We start from the raw sequence: 22,051 nt of genomic DNA, 5'->3' as shown, positions 1-22,051 counted from the left end.
GAGCGCCCGGCTCACCGCGGTGGCCGGGCGCTCCTGGTCATGAGCGAGCCGCATGCGATGACGATCAGCTGAACTCGCCGTCCGCCGCGCCACGCACGAACGCCTGCCACTCGTCCGCGCTGAACAGCAGCGCGGGCCCGCCGGGGTTCTTGCTGTCACGTACGGCACGACCGCCGCCGGACGGCACGGCGACCTCGACACAGTTGTTGTTGACTCCCGAGTACGAGGACCTCACCCACTCCAGGCCGGCGGCCGAAGCGGACTCGATATACGGCTTCATCAGCTATCCCATTTCTTGATGGCGCCTTGGATGAGCGCCCTTGACTTGGTGACATTCGCCGCGGCCATATTGAGACGACGGAACAGCGTCGTATACGTCTCGACCTCGGGTGGCTCTTCGAAGTACGTCGTACTGGTCGGAGAATCCGCGTAGATGATGTCGGTCTCGGCCGAGGCCGGGAAACTCATGATGACGAACGGGCCGAAGAGACAGGCGTTCATGGGGTCCTCGTCCGGCAGCACCTGCAACTGGATGTTCGCCTGCCGGCTGTCCTCCACCAGGGCTTCCAGCTGCGCTTTCATCACGGCGGAGCTGCCGACGCGATGGCGCAGCGCGCCCTCCGAGATGATCACCCACAGCTGAAGCGGATTCTTGCGGGTCAGGATGGTCCGGCGCTCGCTCCGGACGTTGATCAGCACTTCCACCTGTTCGGACGTGGCGTCCGGCGCCTGCAACTCGATGAGCGCCTTCGTGTACTCCGGAGTCTGCAACAGCCCGGGGATGAGATTGGTCTCGACGTTGTAAATCTCCGACGCGTCCCATTCGACGGCGACGTACGCCGCGTACCCGGCGTCGACGACATTGGCGTAGCGCGACCACCATCCCTTCTGCTTCGCCTCGCGCGACAGGAGTTCGATGTCGTTTCGCTCGTCGGGATCGGTGACGCCGTAGGCATCCATGAGGGCACGAAGATCCGGCAGCCGGATTCCGGACTGCGCGTTCTCGATCCGGCCGACCTTCGATTCGGCTGAGCCAAGCACCTTGGACGCGTCGGCATGCGTCAGTCCGGCCGCCGTTCGCAGATCGCGAAGCCGCCTGGCCAAGCGCCGTTGACGCATCGTCGGGTTGCTGTTGATGGGCACGTTCGGGCCGCCTCCTCCTTCTTCTTGCAGGTCAAGTGTGCCGCCCGTCGACTGTGAGGGCAACAAGCTTTCGATGACCGCCAAAGTAGGTACTTGACACTTTGCAGGGTCCCAGGTGCAGAGTACTCACCATGGCGTCTCGTGACTCTACGAATCAGACACGTGAGGCACGTCATCGCCACCCGAACCCGCCCCCCAGGGAGTGGCAATGACCATTCAGCGAACGAAGTTGACGCAATATCGCCGTTATCGACCGGCAGTAGCGATCGCCCGTACACACGCTCGCGAGTTAGCCGAGAAGTGGGAACTCCTCGCAGTACGTGACTCCCTGGAGATGGCAGTCTCCGAACTGGTCACCAACGCGGTGGTGCACGGCCGCGCCGCGAAGGGCAGCCGCGTCACGGTGACGTACCGCCTGGACGAAGACCGTCTCCGGGCCGAGGTACGCGACTGGGCGAGCGGCATGCCCAGGATCAACCGTCAGTCAGCGCGCGGCGTGTATGCCACCGGCGGCCGTGGCCTCCAGGTGGTCGCCGCGATCACCGATCGCTGGGGCGTGATTCCCCGCGTCATCGGCAAGAGCGTGTGGTTCGAGTTCAAGCGGATTTCCGCTCCCACGGACGCGGCCTTCGACGGAGAAGCGTCATGAACCCCGAAACGGACGAGCAACGGCCGCTGGCCTACGGCTATATGCGCGTCTTCTCCGACGCGGACGACCACGAGGCCTATGCGCTCGAACGGGACATGAAGCGCTTCGCGGACGAGCGGGGCCTGCAACTGACCGCCATCTACCACGAGTTCGTTCCCGGTTCGCTCGACGCCTTCAACGAGCTGGTCGAAGTGCTCCGGTCCACCGGCGCGGTCCACGTCATCCTCCCGTCCCCACACGCTCTCTGCGAGAACGACGTGCTCCGGAACGCGCTGCTCGACCGGCTGGAGTTCGGCTTCTCGGCCGAGGTGCACGTACTGGACGAAGAACGTCCCCGCCCAGCGGATCCGGCCGACACCGCGCTCACGCGGCGCGTCCTGGAAGGACTGCGCGAGCTGTGACGACGAAGACCGAGGGCGATCCGATCCACCGCGTCGGTTCGCTGGTACTGCGCACGGACACCGGTGACGACAAGCCCGAGGCGCGGTTCATGGTGGAGTGCGAGGACTGCAACGACACCTCCGACCCGGTGGACGACGTCCGGCGGATCACCGAGGCGTGGGCGGTGAACCACACGGCGGAGAACCCGGGTCATGAGCGGTACCAGCTCACCACTCATCAGTTCTGGCGAGTGACCCGTGGACCGAGCCGCCCAGGGCGACGGTAGACCCCCGCAGGACGAATGCCCCGGCGACCGCATGCCGGTCGCCGGGGTGTTCGGGTCGCTCCCGGGCCGCTCAGGCCGAGGCCAGCCGTAGCACCAGCGCGGCGACGGCGAGCAGGAAGAGGACGACGACCGGCGCGATCGCGTAGTCCTTGGCCCGCAGGTGCGTGAGGGCGGCGCCGATGAAGTACAGGGCCACGCCTATCGCGGCGGCGGCGCCGAGCAGTGGCACCCAGAGCCCGACGACCAGGCCGACGGCGCCCGCCGCCTTCAGGGTGGCGAGGCGCGGCAGCCAGCTCTCGGGCACGCCGAGGCCGAGCATCGAGCCGACGATCTTCTCCTGCCGGGTGAAGGTGCCGACGGAGGAACCGGTCAGGGCGGCGGCGAGCAGGATGCCGACGACGGCATAGGCGATGAACACGATGACCTCTCGGAGGACGTAGGCAGAAGACGTAGGCGGAAAACCTTCAGTACCTTACTTTAAGTAAGCTGGCACCGCCAGACTCCGGCGTCGCCGCGCACGATCGAACATCACATGCGTTCGCGAATTGGCATTTCGAACACACCTGATGTTCAATGTGGGGCATGAGCGCAGACCGACGCACTGACCGCGGCCGGTGCCACCGAGCAGAAGGCGTGATCGCGTGACCGACACGGTCCTCTTCGATCTGTTCGGCGTCATCGCACGGCTTCAGTCCCCGGCGGGGAGGGACCGGCTGACCGCGACGGCCGGCGTGCCCGACCCGGCGTTCTGGGAGACCTACTGGGCGCTCCGCCCCCCTTATGACCGCGGCGAGGTGACCGGTCCCGACTACTGGCGCCAAGCGGCCGGCCGCCTCGGCACCCACTTCGACGACCGCCGGATCGCCGCTCTCATCGAGGCCGACCTCGCCGGCTGGAGCGCCGTCGACGACGACATGGTGGCCCTGGTCGGCGAGTTGGCGGCGGCCGGCCGGCGGATCGCGCTGCTGTCCAACATCCCCGAAGAGCTCGCCGTTCACTACGAGGAACACCACCGCTGGCTGAAGCACTTCGAGGTACGCGCCTTCTCCTGCCGCATCGGCCATGCCAAGCCGGAACCTGCCGCGTACGCGTGGTGCCTCCGCGCCCTGGGCCTCGAACCCGGCCGCGTCCTCTTCGTCGACGACCGCGACGAGAACATCCGGGCCGCCCGGGACACCGGCATGCACGGCCACCTCTTCACCACCCCCGCCCGGCTGAGGAAAACCCTCGCCCAGCGGGACGCCGCCGAGCCGCGAGCATGAGGAGCACGTCCGCCCGGCCCGGCCCCGTCCCCACCCCCTGAGCGCAGAGGTCCCGGCTCCTGACATCCGGGGCCTCTGCTTTTCCCGCGCGTTCCCCACCGCGCCGTTCGCGGTCCGGCGGGGGGCGAAGCGGTTCGGACGTGGCCAAAACCACCGAGCACCCCCGCCCGTGGCGCCGTAAGGTGGCCGCCATGCAGGTCATCCAGTCGACGAAGCTCGCCAACGTCTGTTACGAGATCCGGGGCCCGGTCCTCGATGAGGCGATGGCGCTGGAAGCAGCGGGCCACCGCATCCTCAAGCTCAACACCGGCAACCCCGCGGCCTTCGGCTTCGAGTGCCCGCCGGAGATCCTTGAGGACATGCTCCGCAACCTGTCCGGCGCACACGGCTATGGCGACGCCAAGGGGCTGCTGTCCGCGCGGCGCGCGGTGATGCAGCACTACCAGACCAAGGGCATCGAGCTGGGCGTCGAGGACATCTATCTCGGCAACGGCGTCTCCGAGCTGATCCAGATGTCGATGCAGGCGCTGCTGGACGACGGCGACGAGGTGCTCGTACCCGCCCCGGACTATCCGCTGTGGACCGCGTCGGTCTCGCTCGCGGGCGGTACGGCCGTGCACTACCGCTGCGACGAGCAGGCCGACTGGATGCCGGACCTCGCCGACATCGAGCGGAAAATCACCGATCGGACCAAAGCGATCGTGATCATCAATCCGAACAATCCGACCGGCGCCGTGTACGGCGAGGAGATGCTCGGCGCGCTCACCGAGATCGCCCGCCGCCACAACCTGATCGTCTGCTCCGACGAGATCTACGACCGCATCCTCTACGACGGAACGACCCACACCCCGACCGCCGCCGTCGCGCCCGATCTGCTCACCCTCACCTTCAACGGGCTCTCCAAGAACTACCGGGTGGCCGGGTTCCGCTCCGGCTGGCTGGCGGTCTGCGGGCCGAAGGCGCACGCCGCGTCGTATATCGAGGGGCTGACGATCCTGGCCAATATGCGGCTGTGCGCCAATATGCCGTCGCAGCACGCGGTGGCCACGGCGCTGAACGGCCGGCAGTCGATCCAGGACCTGGTGCTGCCGGGCGGCCGGATCCTGGAGCAGCGGAACACCGCGTACGACCTGCTCACCTCGATCCCGGGCGTGACCTGCGTGAAGCCCAAGGGCGCGCTCTATCTCTTCCCCCGGCTCGACCCCAAGGTCTACAAGATCAAGGACGACCGGGAGATGGTGCTCGATCTGCTGCGCGCCGAGAAGATCATGGTCGTGCACGGTACGGGGTTCAACTGGCCGGAGCCGGACCACTTCCGGATCGTGACGCTGCCCGCGGCCCAGGATCTGGCGGACGCGGTGACCAGGATCGGCACATTCCTGGAGGGGTACTCCCAGCCGTAGCCCGGTCACGATATTCTCCGGACCGCACTCAACTTTAGACTGAATCCAAGGTAGGATGGTCTCCTGACCATGCCAGGAGGCCCTCCCATGTACGAGCCGATCCGTACCAAGTCGGTCCACGCGCTGGCCGACACCGCGGACTTCCCCCACCGCACCCGTGAGGAAGAGCTGAACATCCAGCTCGCCGGGCATCTCTCCGCGCTGCTCGCCGTCACGGACGAGCTGGGTCTCGGCGAGGCCGCCGAGTCCATCGCCGCGCAGATCGCCAGGCTGCGCGGGGCCCCGCCGGCCCGGCACGCGGCACTCACCGGCGCCGATCCGGCCGCGCTGCACCGCCGCGCGCTCGCCCTCGCGGGCCGCGCCCTGGTCGTCGCCGCCTCGCGCGCCGACACCGCCGCGGCGATCCTCTCCGCCGAGCGCATGGACGCGCACACCGCCGCGCTGCGCGAGCCGCGGCTCGTCGCCGCCCTCTGACGGCCCCGGTCCACGGGCCGCGGAGGCGCGCGGACCGGGCGCCACACCCTCCGGCGACACACCTTCCGGCACCACACCCTCCGGCACCACACCCTCCGGCACCACACCCTCCGGCGCCACATCCTCCGGTGATGAACGGATCCCTCCGGTTCCGCACCGGGATGGGCCCTTCACCTTACGTACATCCAACTCACCCCAGAACATAGGCTTCTGGGAGCACGCTTCCCTCGTGAAACGCATCGTGGGAATCGTTCTGGCGGTGCTGCTGATCGGCGGCGTGGCAGCGGCCGTCGTAGCAGGCCGGGAAGGCGCGGGAACGCGCACGGGAACGGGCACGGCAACGAAGACCGTGCGAGGAGTGATCGGTTCGGAGAAGAGCGAGTTCTTCGCCGATCCCGACGTGGTGAAGGCCCTGGCGGACAAGGGCCTCGCCGTCACAACGGAGACCTCGGGCTCCTGGGCCATGGAGGAACTGCCCCTCAAGGGCTACGACTTCGCTTTTCCCGCCTCCGAGGCCCCGGCCACAGCGCTGGACGCGACGTACAAGGTCCCGGGCAGCCCGCTGCGGCCCTTCTACTCGCCGCTGGTCGTCGTCGCGCACCGCCCGGTCGCCCAGGTCCTGGCGCGCAACGGACTGGCAGCCCTCGACGGGAAGCCGGGCGCGGAGGCGCGCGGCACGCTGCGGATGCGCCCGTTCCTCGACGCGGTCCGCGCGGACCGTACCTGGCAGCAGCTCAAGGGCGCCTCGGCGCACGCCGAGCTGAACGGGACGGTCTTCATCAGCAGCACCGATCCCGAGACCTCCAACTCCGGCGCGCTCTATCTCGCCGCCGCGTCCTTCGTCGCCAACGGCGGACTCGTCACCGACGCCGCCGGGGTGGACCGTACGGCGCCGCTGCTCAGGAAGCTGATCGCGCCGCAGGGCGCGCAGCAGACCAGCTCCGACGCGCCGTTCCGTGACTTCATCAGCGGCGCGGGCAATCCGCTGGTGCTGGTGTACGAGTCGCAGGTCGCCTCGCTGCTGCTGCAGAAGCAGGACGTCGGGGACCTGGTGGTGCTCTACCCGGACACCACGGTCAACAGCGCCCACACCCTCGTCCCGCTCACCGGCGAGGGCCGCGCGCTCGGCGAGTTGCTCACCACCGACACACGGCTGCGCGAGCTGGCGGTACGCCATGGCTTCCGCCCGCAGGGAGCGGCGGCCGAGTTCACGTCGGCGACCGCGGCCCACGCGGCCTATCTCAACCAGACGCTGGCCGGAGTCCACCAGGCGCCCGTGCCCACCACCGAGTGGCTCCAGGCGATGGCGCGGCGGAGCCGGTCCTGATGCCTGCCTTCCCGGCACCCGCACCCGCACGCGCACCGGCACATGCTCAGGCTCAGCTCACATCCAGGGGGACCAGATGACCACAGAGAGCACGGCGGGAGCGCCGAGCGAGCTGATTCTCACGCCGCCCGAGCCCGTCGCCCCGGTACGTACCGAACAGGCGGCGGGGCTCGTACCGATCGACGCCTCCGTACGCGAGGAGATGACCCGGCGCGCCACGGACTATGTCGGCTCGCTCGCCGGTCTCGACGCGCGCTCGCCCGAATTCACCACGCGCGTCGGGGAGATCGCGGCCCTCGGCTCAGGTGAGATCCGCGGCGCCGCCCAGCAGTCCAACCGGATGCTGGACCGTACGGTCCGCTCGCTCGCGTCCGGCGGCGAGGACGCGCAGTCCCGGGTGTCGTCCTCGCTCGTCGAACTGCGCCGTACGGTCGAGGACCTGGACCCGCGCGACACCCCGGGCAAGGGCGCGCGCAAGCTCCTCTCCAGGCTGCCCGGCGGCAACAAGCTGCGCGACCACGCCGCCAAGTACGCCTCCTCGCAGGCCACGTTGAACCGGATCGTCAGCTCGCTCAGGGGCGGCCAGGACGAACTGCGGCGCGACAACGCCGCGCTGCACACCGAGCGCACCCGCCTGTGGGAGACCATGGGCAAGCTCCAGGAGTACGCGGTCCTCACCGACGCGCTCGACACCGCGATCGTGGAGCGCGTCGCGGCGGCCGACCTGACCGACCCCGCGCGGGCCGACGCGCTGCGCGCCGATGTCCTCTTCCCCGTCCGGCAGAAGCACCAGGACCTGCTGACCCAGCTCGCGGTGTGCGCGCAGGGCTATCTGGCGATGGATGTCGTACGGCGCAACAACGAGGAGCTGATCAAGGGCGTCGACCGGGCCGCGACCACCACGGTCTCGGCGCTGCGGATCGCCGTGATGCTGGCCTCGGCCCTCGACAACCAGCGCAAGGTGACCGAGCAGGTGAACGTGTTGCGCTCGACGACCGAGGACCTGATCCGGGGCAACGCGGAGATGCTCGCCACGCAGAGCGGGGAGATCCAGCGCATCGCGGCGGACCCGGCGGTCGGGGCGGAGACGCTGCGGTCGGCGTTCCAGCAGATCTACCGGACGCTGGACGCGATCGACACGTACAAGATCCAGGCGACCGAGTCGATGGCGACGACCGTGGAGTCGCTGACGGCGGAGCTCCGGACCGCGAGCACGCATCTGGAGCGGACCCGGTCGGCGGGCGCGCTGGAAGGCGGCCTTCAGTGACGCGATGGCGCCCCTCGGCGACGGGAAGACGGCCTTCAGTGGGACGACGGCCGAGGCTCACGGCCGTGCTGATCGCGGCGCTGCTCACCGCCGCCGTCACCGTCACCGCCTGCACGTCGGGCGGCGGTGCGAAGGATCCCGGGACCGGCGGCGCGGACACCGCGTACCATCCCGGCACCCTGCGGGTGCTCGCCTCCAGCGAACTCGCCGACATGCGGGGCGTGCTGGACGAGGCGGAGCGGAAGACCGGGGTGAAGGTACGGCCCACCTGGACCGGCACGCTGGACGCCGCCGAGCTGATCGCGTCCGGCAAGGCCGACGGGAAGTACGACGCGGTGTGGCTGTCGTCCAACGACTATCTGCGGCTGCATCCGGGCACGGCCCAGCGGCTCACCAACGAGACCTCGGTCATGTCCTCCCCGGTCGCCCTCGGCGTCAAGGCTGCCACCGTCGCGCGGCTCGGCTGGCGGCCGGACGAGGTCACCTGGTCGCAGGTGCACCAGGCGGTGCTGGCGGGGAAGCTGACGTACGGGATGACCGACCCCGTACGCTCCAACTCCGGTTTCTCGGCGCTGATCTCGGTCGCCTCCGGGCTGTCGGGCGCGCAGTCCGCGCTGACGGACGCGGATGTGCGCCGGGCGGCGCCCAAGCTGAAGGAGTTCTTCGCCGGCCAGAAGCTGACCTCCGGTTCCTCCGGCTGGCTGGCGACCGCGTACGCCCGGCGCGGCAGCGTGGACGCGCTGGTCAACTACGAGTCGGTGCTGCTCTCCATGAACCGCGACAGCCACACCGGGCTCACCGTGATCCGCCCGAAGGACGGCGTGGTGACCGCCGACTACCCGCTGACGCTGCTGACGTCGGCGCCCCAGGAGGCGCGGGAGTCCGGCCAGGCCCTCACCGCGTATCTGCGCGGCCCGGAGGCGCAGCGGGCGCTGACCGAGGAGACGTTCCGCCGCCCGGTCGTGCCGTCGGTGAAGCCCGCGGCGGGTCTCGGCGCCGAGAAGCGGCGCGAACTGCCCTTTCCCGGCTCGCGTTCGGTCGCGGACGGGCTGCTCGACTCGTACGAGAACCAGCTGCGCCGGCCCTCGCGCACCGTGTACGTCCTGGACACCTCGGGCTCGATGGAGGGCGCGCGGCTGTCCCGGCTCAAGGCGGCGCTGGCCGGGCTCACCGGCACGGACGACTCCGCGACCGGGGAGCGCTTCCGGGACCGTGAGGAGGTGACGCTGATGCCGTTCGGCTCGTCGGTGAAGCGGATCCGTACGCATACGGTGGACCCGCGCGACCCGGCCGCCGCGCTGGACGGGATCCGTGCGGACGCCGGGTCGCTGACCGCGTCCGGCGACACGGCGATCTACAGCAGCCTGCGGGAGGCGTACGCGCGGCTCGGCACGGGCGGCGCCGACGCCTTCACCTCGATCGTGCTGATGACGGACGGCGAGAACACCGCGGGGAGCGGCCCGGCCGACTTCGACGCCTTCTACGCGAAGCTGCCGGCGGACCGGCGGGCCACGCCCGTCTTCCCCATACTCTTCGGCGACTCGGACCGCGCGGAGCTGGGGCATATCGCGGAACTGACGGGCGGGCGGCTGTTCGACGCGACGCGCGGCTCGCTCGACGGGGCCTTCGAGGAGATCCGTGGCTACCAATAGATTCCTGGGATACCTGGAGTCCCGGAAGAACCTCACCGGGAGCGCGGCGGGGCTGGCGGGACTGGCCCTCACCTTCACGGGACTCGCGGGCGCGTACTGGCCGGTGGTCGTCGCCGGGCTGTACGGGGCGGGCGCGCTGCTCGCCCCGCCCGAGCGCCCCGAGGCGCCGCCCTTCACCGACCCTTCCGAGCAACTGGAGGAGCTGCGCGGCGACTTCGGGCAGCTCATGGCCTATCTGGGCGAGGTGGACCTGCCTCCGGCTGCGGCCGGCCGGCTGACGGAGCTGACCGAAACGCTGGCCGCCCTGCTGGAGCCCGGCTGGGTCACGGACGCCCTGACCGTGGACCCGGAGGCGGTCCACACCCTGTCCAGGGCGGTCCGCCAGGACATCCCGGAGTCGGTGGACACCTTCGTACGCACCCGCTGGTGGACCCGTCTCCAGCCGGGCACCGAGCCGCCGGAACGCCATCTGGAACGTCAGCTGGCGGTGCTGTACGACGAGGCACACGCGCTGGCGACGGCGCTGCGGGAGGCGGAGTCGCGCAGGCAGGAGACGCACACGCGGTACCTGGAGGACCGGGGCAAGCACTGAACAGCGGCATGCGCCGACCCGGAACCCGCCCCATGAGCGGGAGGACAACCGGACCATGCGGTCCGTGACGACCGCCCCGACGACAGCGGCGTCCCCCGGAGCCGTGCGGGGGCTCCGGGGGTGCGGGGCAGCGGGTGCCGGTGCGGGGGCGCGGGGGCGCGGGGGCGTCAGCCCAGGCGCTCGACCAGGGCGTGGTACTCGTCCCACAGTTCCTTGGGCGCGTGGTCGCCGAAGGTGTTGAGGTGCTCGGGGACGAGCGCCGCCTCCTCGCGCCAGACCTCCTTGTCGACCGAGAGCAGGAAGTCCAGCTCGGGCTCCGACAGCGCCAGGCCCTCGGTGTCCAGGGCCCCCTTGGTCGGCAGGATACCGATCGGGGTCTCGACGCCCTCGGCCGTGCCCTCCAGCCGCTCCACGATCCACTTCAGGACGCGGCTGTTCTCACCGAAGCCGGGCCACACGAACTGGCCCGCGTCGTTCTTGCGGAACCAGTTCACGTAGTAGATCTTCGGCAGCTTCGACTCGCGCCCTTCCCGCGCGGCGTCCGCGCCGACCTTGACCCAATGGCCCATGTAGTCGCCCATGTTGTAGCCGCAGAACGGCAGCATGGCGAACGGGTCGCGGCGCAGCTCGCCGACTTTGCCCTCGGCGGCCGCCGTCTTCTCGGAGGCGACGTTGGCTCCGAGGAAGACGCCGTGCTGCCAGTCGAAGGACTCGGTGACCAGCGGTACGGCGGAGGCGCGGCGGCCGCCGAAGAGGATCGCCGAGATCGGGACCCCCTTGGGGTCCTCCCACTCGGGCGCGATGATCGGGCACTGCCCGGCCGGGACGGTGAAGCGGGCGTTGGGGTGGGCGGCGGGCGTACCGGACTCCGGGGTCCAGTCGTTGCCCTTCCAGTCGGTGAGATGCGCGGGCGGCTCCTCCGTCATGCCCTCCCACCAGATGTCGCCGTCGTCGGTGAGCGCGACGTTGGTGAAGACGGAGTTGCCCCACATGGTCTTCATGGCGTTGGCGTTGGTGTGCTCGCCGGTGCCGGGAGCGACGCCGAAGAAGCCCGCCTCGGGGTTGATCGCGTAGAGCCGGCCGTCCTCGCCGAACCGCATCCAGGCGATGTCGTCGCCTATGGTCTCCACGGTCCAGCCCGAGATGGTGGGCTCCAGCATGGCGAGGTTGGTCTTGCCGCACGCCGAGGGGAAGGCCGCGGCGACGTACTTCGGCTCGCCCTGCGGCGGCGTGAGCTTGAGGATCAGCATGTGCTCGGCGAGCCAGCCCTCGTCACGCGCCATGACGGAGGCGATACGGAGCGCGTAGCACTTCTTGCCCAGCAGGGCGTTGCCGCCGTAGCCGGAGCCGTACGACCAGATCTCGCGGGACTCGGGGAAGTGCGAGATGTACTTGGTGGAGTTGCACGGCCACGGCACATCGGCCTCGCCCTCGGCGAGCGGCGCGCCCAGCGTGTGGACCGCCTTCACGAAGAAGCCGTCGGAGCCCAGCTCGTCGAGCACCGGCTGTCCCATGCGGGTCATGGTGCGCATGGAGGCCGCGACATACGCGGAGTCGGTGATCTCGACGCCGATCGCGGAGAGCGGTGAGCCCAGCGGGCCCATGCAGAACGGCACGACGTACATCGTCCGGCCGCGCATGGAGCCGCGGAAGACACCGTCGTCCCCCGTGAAGATCTCGCGCATCTCCGCCGGCGCCTTCCAGTGGTTGGTCGGGCCCGCGTCCTCCTCCTTCTCGGAGCAGATGAAGGTGCGGTCCTCGACGCGTGCCACGTCGGAGGGGTCCGAAGCCGCGTAGTAGGAGTTCGGCCGCTTGATCGGATCGAGTTTCGTGAAGGTGCCCTTGGCGACGAGCTCCTCGCACAGGCGCTCGTACTCGCTCTCGGACCCGTCGCACCAGACCACCCTGTCCGGCTGCGTGATTCCTGCGATCTCGTCGACCCAGGAGATCAGCTCCTGGTGGTTGGTGGGGACGGTGCTGGTGCTGGGAGCCGCGATGTCGCGCGCCACGATCGCTCCTTGATGAGGGTTCTTTGAGGTTGTGCCCCTTGGGGGCTGCGACCCGGATGCTTCGTAGCCGCTCATCCGGTGCCGACCGCACTCATTTGATCATCCGACTGATCCGCCCATCTGTCCAGAGGGCCTCACACGTGAGCATCGCCACTCGCGCGGCACGCATACGTCATCTCGACGGCACGCGCACGGCACCCCGGATCTTCCGTACCAGGGCGTAACTTACGGCTCCGTAGGTAGCATGACCTCATGACTAACGCCGCTCCCGATCCCCTCGACAGCTCCCCGCGGACAGACCCCCCGCGCTCGGAAGGGGGGCCGGTCGAGATCCAGCTGCCGAGTCCGGTCAAACCGAAACTGCGCGGCTGGCTGCACGCGGGAATGTTCCCCGCCGTGCTGATCGCGGGGCTGGCCCTGATCGTCCTGACCGACTCGACCCGCGCGCGGGTCGCGTGCGGGATCTACGTCTTCACAGCGTGCCTGCTCTTCGGTGTCAGCGCGATATATCACCGCGGCACCTGGGGCCCGCGCGGCGAGGCCGTCCTGCGCCGGCTCGACCACGCCAATATCTTCCTGATCATCGCGGGCACCTACACCCCGCTGACCATGCTGCTGCTGCCCGACTCGACCGGCCGGACCCTGCTCTGGGCCGTGTGGGCCGCCGCCGCCGCGGGCATCGCCTTCCGGGTCTTCTGGGTCGGCGCGCCGCGCTGGCTCTACACCCCGTGCTACATCGCGATGGGCTGGGCCGCCGTCTTCTTCCTGCCCGACTTCATGCGCGCCGGCGGGATCGCCGTGCTCGTGCTCGTGGTCGTCGGCGGGCTGCTCTACAGCGCGGGCGGCGTGGTCTACGGGCTGAAGCGCCCCAACCCGTCACCGCGCTGGTTCGGCTTCCACGAGGTGTTCCACTCCTTCACCCTCGCCGCGTTCGCCACGCACTTCGTCGGCATCTCGCTGGTGGCTTACCAGCACTCCTGACGACGACGGATCACGGTCCGCACAGGGTCCGGGTGCCCGGGGATGCCCGACAATGAGAAGCATGGCCGCCATCTCACACACCCCCCTCACGGCGCAGCAGCCCCAGCTCGGCCTGCGTGAACGCAAGAAGCTCAAGACCAGGACCGCGATCCGCAGGGCCGCCTTGGGGCTGATCGCGGAGCAGGGGTACGAGGCGACGACCATCGAGCAGATCGCGGAGGCGTCGGAGTTCTCCCCGTCCACCGTCTTCCGGTACTTCCCGACCAAGGAGGACATCGTCCTCACCGACGAGTACGACCCGGTCATGGCGTCCGTACTGCGCTCCCGGCCGGCCGGTGAACCCCCGCTCGAATCCATCCGGTTCCTCTTCGACCAGACGCTCCAGTCCATCCTGACCAACGAGTACGACGAGGCGATACAGCGCACGAAGCTGATGATCGAAGTCCCGGCCGTCCGCGCCAGGATGACCGAGACCATGGCGGAGTCGGCGAAGCTCCTCGGCGACGTCCTCGCGGAGCGCACCGGCCGCGCCCCGGACGATCTGGAGCTGCGGCTCTTCATCGCGGCCATGCTGGGCGTGGTGCGCGAGGTCACCCTCTACTGGGGCGAGCACGGCAACCAGGACGATCTGCGCGTCCTGGTGCGCCACGCCCTGGACAGCGTCGCCGACGGTCTGCGCCTCTGACCGGTACGGGAGAACGCCCCGGACCTGCCTACCGGTCCCAGGTTTGGCACCGCCCGGCCGCGCTCCTAGCCTGAGGCCATGCGGACAGACGCGGGGGCGGCCAGGGGCGCGGCGCGAGGGACGGGCGGCGGGAGTGGGACGGGCGGCGAGGCGGCGCGGGGAACGGGCAGCGGGACGGCGCGGGGAACGGGCAGCGGGGCGGGCGGCCGGGAGGCGGGCGCGGAGGTGTTCCGGGCGCGCACTGCCCCGCCCGGCATCCGCCCCGGCATCCGCCCCCGGGCGATGGTCCTGGACGAGGTGTGGCGCGAGCTGGACGGTGTCGGTCCGCTCAGCGGCCCCCAGGGCGGCCCGCTCAGCCGTACGGTGAAGCTCCTCCTCGATCCGCTGGTGATCCGCCCCGTCCTCCATCCCCGGTGCGCGGGCCCGTTGGTGACGGCCGAGGGTGCGGCGCTGCTCGCCACGCTCCTCCACGACTCCGCCGACGCGCTGCGCGCCACCGCCGCGTGGTTCACCCTCCTCAAGCGGGTGCGCCGGGGCATGCGGATCACCGAGGGCAACCCTCAGGACCTCTACTTCCAGCTCTGCTTCGAACTGGCCACGACCAAGGGCCCGCCCGCCGCCGCGACCGGGGAACAGACCGCCGAGGAGGCGCTGCGCGAAGCGCACGGCTCGGCCCAGGGGCGTACGACGCAGGCGCTCAGGGAGTATCTGACCGATCCGGCGCACACCCGCGCGCTGACCGCCGCGCTCGACACGGCATGGGCGGCACGGACCCTCGAACCCGTGCCCGGGACCCCGGCGGAGATACGGGCCGTACTCGACGCCTGCCCCACCGGGGTCGCGGACGCCGGGGCCGCGCTGGCGCGGCTGGCCGCGGATCACGCGGGCACGGCGGCGGGCCGGGCCCTGTGGGGCGCGCGGCCCGAGTCCGCGCCCCCGGCCAGGGAACTGGGCCTGACCAGACACCCGCTGCCGGTCAGACCCGGTCTCGGCGGCGGCTCGGCGTCCACGTCCGCCCTCGGGCTGCCGTTCGACCGTACGGTCCACGAGCGGGTCTTCACCGTCCTCCAGACATCGAGCGACCGCGCCGCGCTCGCGCCCGTACCCGAACTGGTCCGCCGCGAGATCGCCCGCAGCTGCGCCCCCTGGGCACTGACCGACGAATCACTGCGGGTCGCCGCCACCGTCGGGGTCCATCTCGCCCTGGGATTGAGTCCGTTGGGCGGAGAGCCCGGAGCGGGCGGCGGGACCGGCGCGCACCGGGCGGTCAACAGCCGCTGGCGCCGCGAGGCTTATGTACTCCAGGCCCGTCGGCTGGCCGTCGACATCTCCGGTGCCTCTGCTGCTTCTGCTGCTTCTGCTGCCTCTGGTGCTTCTGGTGCTTCTGGTGCTTCTGGTGCCTCCGACGCGTCCGGTCCCGGCGGCGGCCCGGCCAATGTCGCCGAGCCGCTCGCGCGGATCGCGCGGGAGCTGCGCACCCCGTGGCGGGCGTATCTGCGGCGGCTGTGGGTACGGCTGCACGGACGCGACGTACGGGGCGCCCCGATGACCGGCGTCGAGGAACTGTGGAACGTGCTCGACGGCGTGGCCCGTTCGGTGATCCTCGACCACCGCGGCCGGGTCAGACACGCGCTCAGCGCCCACCCCGCCGCCTCCGAGGGGAGAGCCTCATGACCGCCGTCGTACGGATCGGACACGCCGAGGACGGGCTGCTGCGCGTCATCACACCGCCGCCCCGCGACGGAGGCCACGCGCCGAGCGTGCTGGATCCCGCGCCGGGCGTGGACGTGACCGTGCTGGAGGTGGCGGGCGGGCTGCTGACCTGGAGCGTGCTCGCGCTGGATGCCGTGCCCGTGGCGGTACTTGACGATGTCGAGGCGGCCCAGGAGTGGGTCTGGGCGGTGTACGGCGAACAGGTCGCGCTGGCCCTGGCCACCGACACACTCACGGTCGCGGTCGCGGTCACGGAGCCGGCATCCGGGCGGCCCGCGCAGGACGAGGCACCCGGGACACCCGGGACACCCGGGATACCCGAGGTGACCGCCGTACCCGTGCTGCCCGCGCTGCCCGCACTGGTGGCGAGCGCCCGCCAACTGGCCTTCGCGCACTGGGCGGCGCGGTGGTGGCCCGCCTCGGTGATCGATGACATCCCGCCGCTGGACGAGCGGCTGCTCGACCGGGAGATCGGCGAGCTGACCGAGGAGTGCGACCTGCTCTTCGCCGGCATGGAGACGGCGGACTCCCGCTCACCGGACGCCCCGGGCGCCGGGTCCTCCGGCGTCCAGGAGCCGCCGCGCGCGACCGATTACGCGCTCGCCGCCGGTCCCGCGCCCGGAGCGGGCGGTCCGGCCGGGGGTCCCGAGGGCGGTCTCACGCTGGCACGCGGCACGGGCGGTTCCGACTGGCGCCGCTATCCGCCCGGCCTGGTCGACGCCTCCGAACGGGCCGTCTCCTGGGAGGTCGTACGGGCCGCCGCGCGCACCACGGTCTCGGTCTCCGTCGTGGCCGCGCCCGGACCGGCCACCCTGCCGGACGAGCTGACACCCCGCGCGGCCGTCGGCGGCGCGGCCGATCCGCTCGATCTCCCGCTGCGGCGGGTGGACGACGCCTGGCTGGGGGACGCTCCGTTCGACACCGTACGGACCGGAGAGACGGCCCCGGGCGGCGCGGGTCTGGCCGTCGACATCTACCTCCCGGGTTTCGGTGCCCCCCGGCCCCATGACCGCTACGGGGACGGCGACGGGGCTGCGGCCGAGGTCCGGGCCCGGGTAAGGGCGCTCGTCCGGTCACGGCTGGCCAGGGCCACGGACGAGGACGGAGACGGGGACTGGGACGGGGACGGGGACAGTGGTGCCTTGGGGCCGCTGCTCCGCACGGAGATCGCGGCGGCGACCGCCGAAACGGACTTCTGATGACGACCACCGACCGTGGCGTCGGCCCCGAGCCCGGTCCTGAGCCCGGTCCCGAGCCCGTCCGCGTCGCCGCCCTCATCGACCAGGGCAATGACGCCTTCCTCCAAGGCGAGTTCCGTACCGCCCACGCCCTGTTCGACCAGGCCGTCGACGCCGCCGCGCCGTTCGACCAGGCTCTCTATGTCCATACGAGCGCCCTGGTCAACCGGGCGAGCGCGGCCGACCGGCTGGGCGAACATCCGGCGGCGGTCGCCTCGTACCGCGAGGCACTCGGTCTGTGCGACCGGCTGGCGGAAGCCGTCACGGGTGACGCGGCGGGCTCGGAAGTCATCGTGGTGCTCCGGGCCGGCGTCCTGGTCAATCTGGCCCAGGCCCTCCAGAACACCGGGGACTTCGACGCGGCGCAGGCGTCGCTGGAGCGGGCCCGCGCGCTCCTCGTCGTCACCCCGGAGAACGGAGCCGACACAGACACCGCCGAGCTGCTCGTCGGCTGTCTGGTCTCGCTCACCGCCCTCACCATCCAGCGCGAGCAGTGGGCCAGGGCGCACGAGCTGGCGACCGAATCCCTGGACGTGGTGACGCGCCATCACCCCGGGCTCACCGGGCGGCCGCTGCTCAACCTGGCCACGATCCACGAGGCCACCGGACGGCCGGATCTCGCCGAGGACTTCGCGCACCAGGCCGTCGCCGCGTTCCGTGCGTCGGACACCCCCGCCGGAGTCGCCGAGGCGCGGCAGAGCCTGGCCCAGACGTATCTGCGCTCCGGCCGCCTCGACGAGGCGGAGGAGCTGCTCACGGAGGGGCAGGAGTACGTCGAACGGGCCGGTATGGCCGCTCAGTCCGCCCTCGGCCTCGACCTGCTCGGGCTGCTGGCCGTGCTGCGCGGGGACCCGGTACGGGCCGACGAGCTGTACGTACGGAGCATCGCGCGGTTCGAGGAGTCCGGGGCGGTGGTCGCTGCCGCCGAGGTACGCGTACGGCTCGCGGCCGCCCTGCACGCCGAGCGCCGCTACGAGGAGAGCGAGGCCCAGATCCAGGCCGCCCTGGCCGTGTTCGCCGCGGGCGGGCTCGGACTGCGCTGCGCCCAGGCGGACTTCTTCCATGCCACGCTGCTGGAGGACCGCTGGGTCAACGGGCCGGGCACCGCCCCCGACCCCGCGCTCCTCGGCCGGGCCGTCGGGCTGGCCGTTCCGGCGGCGCTCGCCATCGACGCGGTGCGGTTCACCCTGGTGAGCGGGCAGCAGCGCGAGCGGTGGACCCGGGAGTTCGCGGCCCCCGCGATGGCGCTGGCGTTCCGGCTCGCCGCCAGGGCAGGCGCCGCCGAGCTGGTGAACGAGCTGATCGAGTCGCAGTGCGCCGGGACGCCGCTGATGGACGCCTCGCCTGACGCGAGCGCGGCCGACGGCCGAGCGGGCGCCGCTTCAGTGCGAGCGGGCGCCGCGGGCACCGCCGCGGAGCCCTCGCTCGCGCCCCCGCGTTTCCTGGGCCCCTCGGCGTTCCCCGCCGCCTCGGCCTCCTCCGGCCCCGCAACCATCCCTGCCACCTCGGCCTCCCGCGACCCCGCGTCCGGCGGGCGGCCCGATCCCCCGTCGCACCCCCTGTCGCACCACCCGTCGCACCCCCGGCCGCCCGGCCCCGCGGACACCTTCCGGCTCGGCACCGCCCTCGCCGCGGTCGCCGCGAGCGCCGGCCTGCGGGTCTCGCCGCCGCCCCGGCTGGCACTGCGCCCAACGGGACCGGTGGCCCTGGACCCGTACATCAGCCATGCCGAGACCCGCTACGGCGGCCGGATCCGTGACGACCGGGTGGTGCCGACATGGTGAGCACGCGGCCCCGCGCGGACCGGCCGACGGCCCTGGTGCGGATGGCGGACGCCGGGGATCTCCATATCTCCTGGCGCTGGACCCACGATCTGTCCGCGACGGGCATCGGACTGGTGCCTGCCGCTCAACTCGCCACCGCGCTGGCGGCGTTGGAGGACGCCCTGCCGGGCGAGGCGCTCGGGCCCGCGCTGACGACGGGCGCCCTCGCCTCGTACGAGAGCGAACTCGCCCTCGCCGAGACGCTGTCGCGCACGCTCCTGCCGTACGGACTCGCCAAGCAGTTGTACGAGCTGTACCAGCGCGGGGTACGCCCCCACCTGCGCATCCAGCCGTCGCCGCGTGTGGCGCAGGTCCCGTGGGAGCTGCTGGCGCCCGACCCCGGGGTGCGGCTGGTGGAGATCGCGGACATCAGCCTGCTGGCGCCGGTCAGCGTCGTGCACGCCCCCGCCCGCCCGTCCAGGCCGTGGGCGGCCACCCGGCACCTGCCGGTCGTGGGCGTCCTCGATCCGCGGGTGCCGGGGTTCCGCGCGGACTCCGCCCTGGGCTCGGTGCTGGGGCGGATGCGGGCGGACGCGCCGGTCGCGCGGAGGGTGGGACGGTATCTGGCCGAGGGCCGCTGGTGGCCCGCCGTGGACGATCCGGTCGAGGCGTTCCGCCGTACCGACCTGGACCGGGACCGGCTCGGCGCGGCGCTGCGCGAGGGCGCCTCACGGCTGCTGTACGTCGGCCATGTGACCGCCGCGGCGCCGGCTTCCGGGCAGAGCGAGAACGCGCGGCTGCATCTGGCCTGCACAGCGGAGACGGCGGGCTTCGCCGATCCCGTACGGGCCCATCGCCCGCTGTCCGCCAAGGACTTGCTGCTGGGGACCCATGGTCTCGACAGCGACCCGGAAGCGGGCGGGGCACGCTGGCCGATTCCCAGCCGGGTCGCGCTCATCGCCTGCGAGAGCGGCGGCGATCTGCGCTTCGGCGAGGCGCTGGGCCTGGCCACCGCGATGATCCACGGCGGCGCCGAGACCGTCACCGCGGGCCGCTGGACCCTCCCCACCGATCTGGCCTTCCACCGCCTCGCGGACGCCGACCCGGCGGCGCGCCCGCTCCAGGACGCGGTCTGCGCGATCGACGCGGCGCACGAGCGGGAGGACGCGGTCCTCGCCCATGGCGACTGGCAGCGGGAGCGGCTGGCCGCCTGGCGGGAACTGCGTACGGTCGAGCACTCCCCCGTGCTGTGGGGCGCGTTCGCCACGATCAGCACGGTCTGACCGGTGGGGGGGAGTTACGGAGTTCGACGTCCGGGCGAGCTGCCGCGTATCCGTCCGGTACGGGGGCCGGTGGACCCCTGGAGGTTCGGCTCAGTGCTCGGCCCGGTGCTCGGCTCAGTGCTCGGCCCGGTGGTCACGGGGTCCTCCATCAGCTGACGTCGTAGGCGCGCAGCCACAGTTCGAGGGTGAGCACGAGCCAGAGTTTGCCGCCCTGCCTGGGCAGCAGCGTGCCCTCCCCTCGCATCCACGCGCGCACCGTGTCCGGCCGGAACAGCCCGCGGGCGCGCGCCTCCCGGCCCAGCAGCAGATCGCCCGCCAGCTCCCGCAGCGGTCCGCCGAGCCACTGCTGCACCGGCACCCGCATACCGCTCTTCGGCCGGTCCACGACCGTGTCAGGCAGCAGATCCCGCACGGCCTCCTTCAGCACCCACTTCTCGACCGCCCCGTTCAGCTTCCACCGGGGCGGCGTGGCGAAGGCGTGGTCCACCACCCGGCGGTCGAACAGCGGAGCGCGGCCCTGGATCCCCTGGGAGGCGGTGAGCCGTTCGACCTTGGTGAGGATGTGATGGGCGCCCTTGGTGCGCAGATTGCAGTGCAGCAGCTGGTTGAGCAGCTGGTCCATCCTGCCGTCCCGGGGCGCGGGCGACAGATACGGGGCGACGAACCGCTCCGGGGCCGGCGCGGTGGCCAGGGCGTCCAGCGCGTCGGCGGTGAGCAGCTCGGGCAGGTCGGTGAAGCATTTGCGGTACGAGCGCAGATACGCCGTCTCGCGCGCGTCCTCGGCGTCGCCGCCCGCCACCTCGCCGCGGTGCATCTCGTACACCAGCATGGGCAGGTTCTTCGGCCCGCCGAACACCGGGTCGCCGCCCTCCCCGTTGAGCACGACGCGGGGCCCGTCGCCCGCCACGGCCTCGGCGAGCATCAGATTGGGCACGGTCAGCGGATCGCCGACCGGGCTGTCGAGCAGCGCGGCGGCCTCCGCGAGCCGCGCGGCCACGGCCTCGCCCGACACGGTGAGGACGCGGTGGCGGGTGTGGCAGTGCTGGGCGACCAGCCCCGAGTAGCCCAGCTCATGGGGGAGTTCGTCGCCGAAGCTGATGGAGTACGTGTGCACGGGATGGGCGTGCAGTTTGGCGGCGAGCGCGGTCACCAGCGAGCTGTCGACCCCGCCGGAGAGCAGCACGCCCACGGCCTCGGCCTCCGGCAGCCTGCGTGCCGTCGCCTCCTCCAGCAGCGCGCGCAGGCGCAGGGCGTAGTTCTCGGGCGGCGCGCCGTCGTCCTCGATCAGCTCCTGGGGCTCCCAGTAGTGCTCCTCCGTGACGGCTCCGTCCGCCGCGAGCCGCAGACAGCGCCCGGGGAGCACTTCGCGTACGCCGCGCAGCAGCGTCTCCTCGCCGGGGAGGTAGGCGAAGGTCAGGAAGGAGCGTACGGCGGCCAGTTCGAGGCCGGTGCCGAGTGCGGGCCAGCGGCGCAGGGCACGCAGTGAGGTGGACGCGGCCCAGCAGCCGTCGGCGCGGGCGTAGAACAGCGTGCGAGCGCCCATGTGGTCGCGGATCAGGACCAGTTCCCCGGTCTCGTGCACGGCGAGCGCGAACATGCCTTCCGCCGCCCGGATCCCGGCGGCGCCGAGCCGTACCCAGCAGCGCAGCAGCAGCTCGCCGTCCGGGCAGTCGGGCGGGGCGGGGGCGCCGGCGTCCGCGAGCGCGGCGAACAGCTCGGGCCGGTTGTGGAGGGTGACCTCGCCGACGGCGGTACGGCCGTACGCGGTGAACGGGCCGGTGGCATGGCCCGGTTCGTCCCGGACCAGCGCCGCGCCCGGCGCACCGGCGTCCACGGCGGCGCCCATCGCCGCCAGATGCTCCGCCGCCCGTTCCGGCGTCGCCGCCAGGCAGGCACAGAAACGCGCCATGGTCGCCCCTCCTCTCGGTTCCTTGTCGATTCCT

The 22,051-nt window shown here is 71.6% G+C and carries 21 protein-coding genes; 16 read left to right on the top strand and 5 right to left on the bottom strand.

Going from position 1 to position 22,051, the window contains the following annotated elements:
• Nucleotides 1-64 precede the first annotated feature (64 nt).
• Nucleotides 65-280, bottom strand: coding sequence for a DUF397 domain-containing protein (locus ACZ7LS_RS06810; protein WP_385132132.1), 216 nt, complete (start codon nt 278-280; stop codon nt 65-67).
• The gene (locus ACZ7LS_RS06805) at nt 280-1,143 is read right to left on the bottom strand and encodes a helix-turn-helix domain-containing protein (RefSeq protein ID WP_385132129.1); all 864 of its coding nucleotides are present in this window, start codon (nt 1,141-1,143) and stop codon (nt 280-282) included. The genes ACZ7LS_RS06810 and ACZ7LS_RS06805 overlap by 1 nt, the downstream gene beginning before the upstream one ends.
• 208 nt (nt 1,144-1,351) lie before the next feature.
• On the opposite strand from ACZ7LS_RS06805, the gene ACZ7LS_RS06800 reads away from it, so the two are divergent.
• The 3 genes from ACZ7LS_RS06800 to ACZ7LS_RS06790 are packed head-to-tail and all read left to right on the top strand — an operon-like array spanning nt 1,352 to nt 2,459.
• Nucleotides 1,352-1,792 (top strand): ATP-binding protein, encoded by a 441-nt coding sequence (locus tag ACZ7LS_RS06800; RefSeq protein WP_385132126.1) that lies wholly within the window; start codon nt 1,352-1,354, stop codon nt 1,790-1,792.
• On the top strand, nt 1,789-2,193 hold the full coding sequence (locus ACZ7LS_RS06795) for a recombinase family protein (protein ID WP_382526508.1): 405 nt from the start codon (nt 1,789-1,791) through the stop codon (nt 2,191-2,193). The genes ACZ7LS_RS06800 and ACZ7LS_RS06795 overlap by 4 nt, the downstream gene beginning before the upstream one ends.
• Entirely contained in the window at nt 2,190-2,459 is a 270-nt protein-coding gene (locus ACZ7LS_RS06790) for a DUF7848 domain-containing protein (RefSeq protein ID WP_382526511.1), read from the top strand. Before ACZ7LS_RS06795 ends, ACZ7LS_RS06790 begins: the two co-directional genes overlap by 4 nt.
• A 70-nt stretch (nt 2,460-2,529) precedes the next feature.
• Here the strand turns inward: ACZ7LS_RS06790 and ACZ7LS_RS06785 are convergent, their stop codons facing one another.
• Nucleotides 2,530-2,877 carry a DoxX family protein gene (locus ACZ7LS_RS06785; RefSeq protein WP_382871549.1) on the bottom strand — a complete coding sequence of 116 codons (348 nt, stop codon included), beginning with the start codon at nt 2,875-2,877 and terminating at the stop codon, nt 2,530-2,532.
• Between the two features lie 223 nt (nt 2,878-3,100).
• On the opposite strand from ACZ7LS_RS06785, the gene ACZ7LS_RS06780 reads away from it, so the two are divergent.
• From ACZ7LS_RS06780 to ACZ7LS_RS06750, 7 genes are all read left to right on the top strand, one after another.
• Nucleotides 3,101-3,721, top strand: coding sequence for an HAD family hydrolase (locus tag ACZ7LS_RS06780; RefSeq protein WP_382526516.1), 621 nt, complete (start codon nt 3,101-3,103; stop codon nt 3,719-3,721).
• Between the two features lie 191 nt (nt 3,722-3,912).
• The gene (locus ACZ7LS_RS06775) at nt 3,913-5,124 is read left to right on the top strand and encodes a pyridoxal phosphate-dependent aminotransferase (RefSeq protein WP_129770620.1); all 1,212 of its coding nucleotides are present in this window, start codon (nt 3,913-3,915) and stop codon (nt 5,122-5,124) included.
• 87 nt (nt 5,125-5,211) lie between these two features.
• Nucleotides 5,212-5,598, top strand: a complete 387-nt coding sequence (locus ACZ7LS_RS06770; RefSeq protein ID WP_382526519.1) for an SCO4983 family protein — start codon at nt 5,212-5,214, stop codon at nt 5,596-5,598.
• 202 nt (nt 5,599-5,800) lie between these two features.
• Complete coding sequence (locus tag ACZ7LS_RS06765; protein WP_385132206.1) at nt 5,801-6,925, top strand: hypothetical protein; 1,125 nt, start codon at nt 5,801-5,803, stop codon at nt 6,923-6,925.
• 76 nt (nt 6,926-7,001) lie between these two features.
• A complete protein-coding gene (locus ACZ7LS_RS06760; RefSeq protein WP_385132121.1) occupies nt 7,002-8,192 on the top strand; it encodes a toxic anion resistance protein in 1,191 nt (396 codons plus the stop codon).
• A gap of 65 nt (nt 8,193-8,257) precedes the next feature.
• Nucleotides 8,258-9,844, top strand: coding sequence for a substrate-binding and vWA domain-containing protein (locus ACZ7LS_RS06755; protein ID WP_385132118.1), 1,587 nt, complete (start codon nt 8,258-8,260; stop codon nt 9,842-9,844).
• Nucleotides 9,831-10,436 (top strand): hypothetical protein, encoded by a 606-nt coding sequence (locus ACZ7LS_RS06750; protein WP_385132115.1) that lies wholly within the window; start codon nt 9,831-9,833, stop codon nt 10,434-10,436. The genes ACZ7LS_RS06755 and ACZ7LS_RS06750 overlap by 14 nt, the downstream gene beginning before the upstream one ends.
• Nucleotides 10,437-10,603: 167 nt before the next feature.
• Here the strand turns inward: ACZ7LS_RS06750 and ACZ7LS_RS06745 are convergent, their stop codons facing one another.
• A complete protein-coding gene (locus ACZ7LS_RS06745; protein ID WP_382669486.1) occupies nt 10,604-12,445 on the bottom strand; it encodes a phosphoenolpyruvate carboxykinase (GTP) in 1,842 nt (613 codons plus the stop codon).
• Between the two features lie 252 nt (nt 12,446-12,697).
• On the opposite strand from ACZ7LS_RS06745, the gene trhA reads away from it, so the two are divergent.
• From trhA to ACZ7LS_RS06715, 6 genes are all read left to right on the top strand, one after another.
• Nucleotides 12,698-13,426: a PAQR family membrane homeostasis protein TrhA gene (gene trhA / locus ACZ7LS_RS06740; RefSeq protein WP_385132112.1), complete on the top strand. Its 729-nt coding sequence runs from the start codon at nt 12,698-12,700 to the stop codon at nt 13,424-13,426.
• A 61-nt stretch (nt 13,427-13,487) separates the two neighbouring features.
• Nucleotides 13,488-14,111, top strand: coding sequence for a TetR/AcrR family transcriptional regulator (locus tag ACZ7LS_RS06735; RefSeq protein WP_382669480.1), 624 nt, complete (start codon nt 13,488-13,490; stop codon nt 14,109-14,111).
• 78 nt (nt 14,112-14,189) lie between these two features.
• Nucleotides 14,190-15,785, top strand: coding sequence for a hypothetical protein (locus tag ACZ7LS_RS06730; protein ID WP_385132109.1), 1,596 nt, complete (start codon nt 14,190-14,192; stop codon nt 15,783-15,785).
• The gene (locus ACZ7LS_RS06725) at nt 15,782-17,023 is read left to right on the top strand and encodes a hypothetical protein (protein ID WP_385132106.1); all 1,242 of its coding nucleotides are present in this window, start codon (nt 15,782-15,784) and stop codon (nt 17,021-17,023) included. The genes ACZ7LS_RS06730 and ACZ7LS_RS06725 overlap by 4 nt, the downstream gene beginning before the upstream one ends.
• Nucleotides 17,023-18,846: a tetratricopeptide repeat protein gene (locus ACZ7LS_RS06720; RefSeq protein WP_385132103.1), complete on the top strand. Its 1,824-nt coding sequence runs from the start codon at nt 17,023-17,025 to the stop codon at nt 18,844-18,846. Before ACZ7LS_RS06725 ends, ACZ7LS_RS06720 begins: the two co-directional genes overlap by 1 nt.
• Nucleotides 18,840-20,108, top strand: a complete 1,269-nt coding sequence (locus tag ACZ7LS_RS06715) for a CHAT domain-containing protein (protein ID WP_385132100.1) — start codon at nt 18,840-18,842, stop codon at nt 20,106-20,108. The genes ACZ7LS_RS06720 and ACZ7LS_RS06715 overlap by 7 nt, the downstream gene beginning before the upstream one ends.
• 148 nt (nt 20,109-20,256) lie before the next feature.
• Here the strand turns inward: ACZ7LS_RS06715 and ACZ7LS_RS06710 are convergent, their stop codons facing one another.
• Nucleotides 20,257-22,017: an asparagine synthetase B family protein gene (locus ACZ7LS_RS06710; protein WP_385132097.1), complete on the bottom strand. Its 1,761-nt coding sequence runs from the start codon at nt 22,015-22,017 to the stop codon at nt 20,257-20,259.
• Nucleotides 22,018-22,051: the final 34 nt, after the last annotated feature.

This window comes from Streptomyces sp. NPDC039430 (assembly GCF_055639435.1).
The sequence above is the reverse complement of the archived record's forward strand: the minus strand, read 5'-3'. Positions and strand labels throughout refer to the sequence as shown.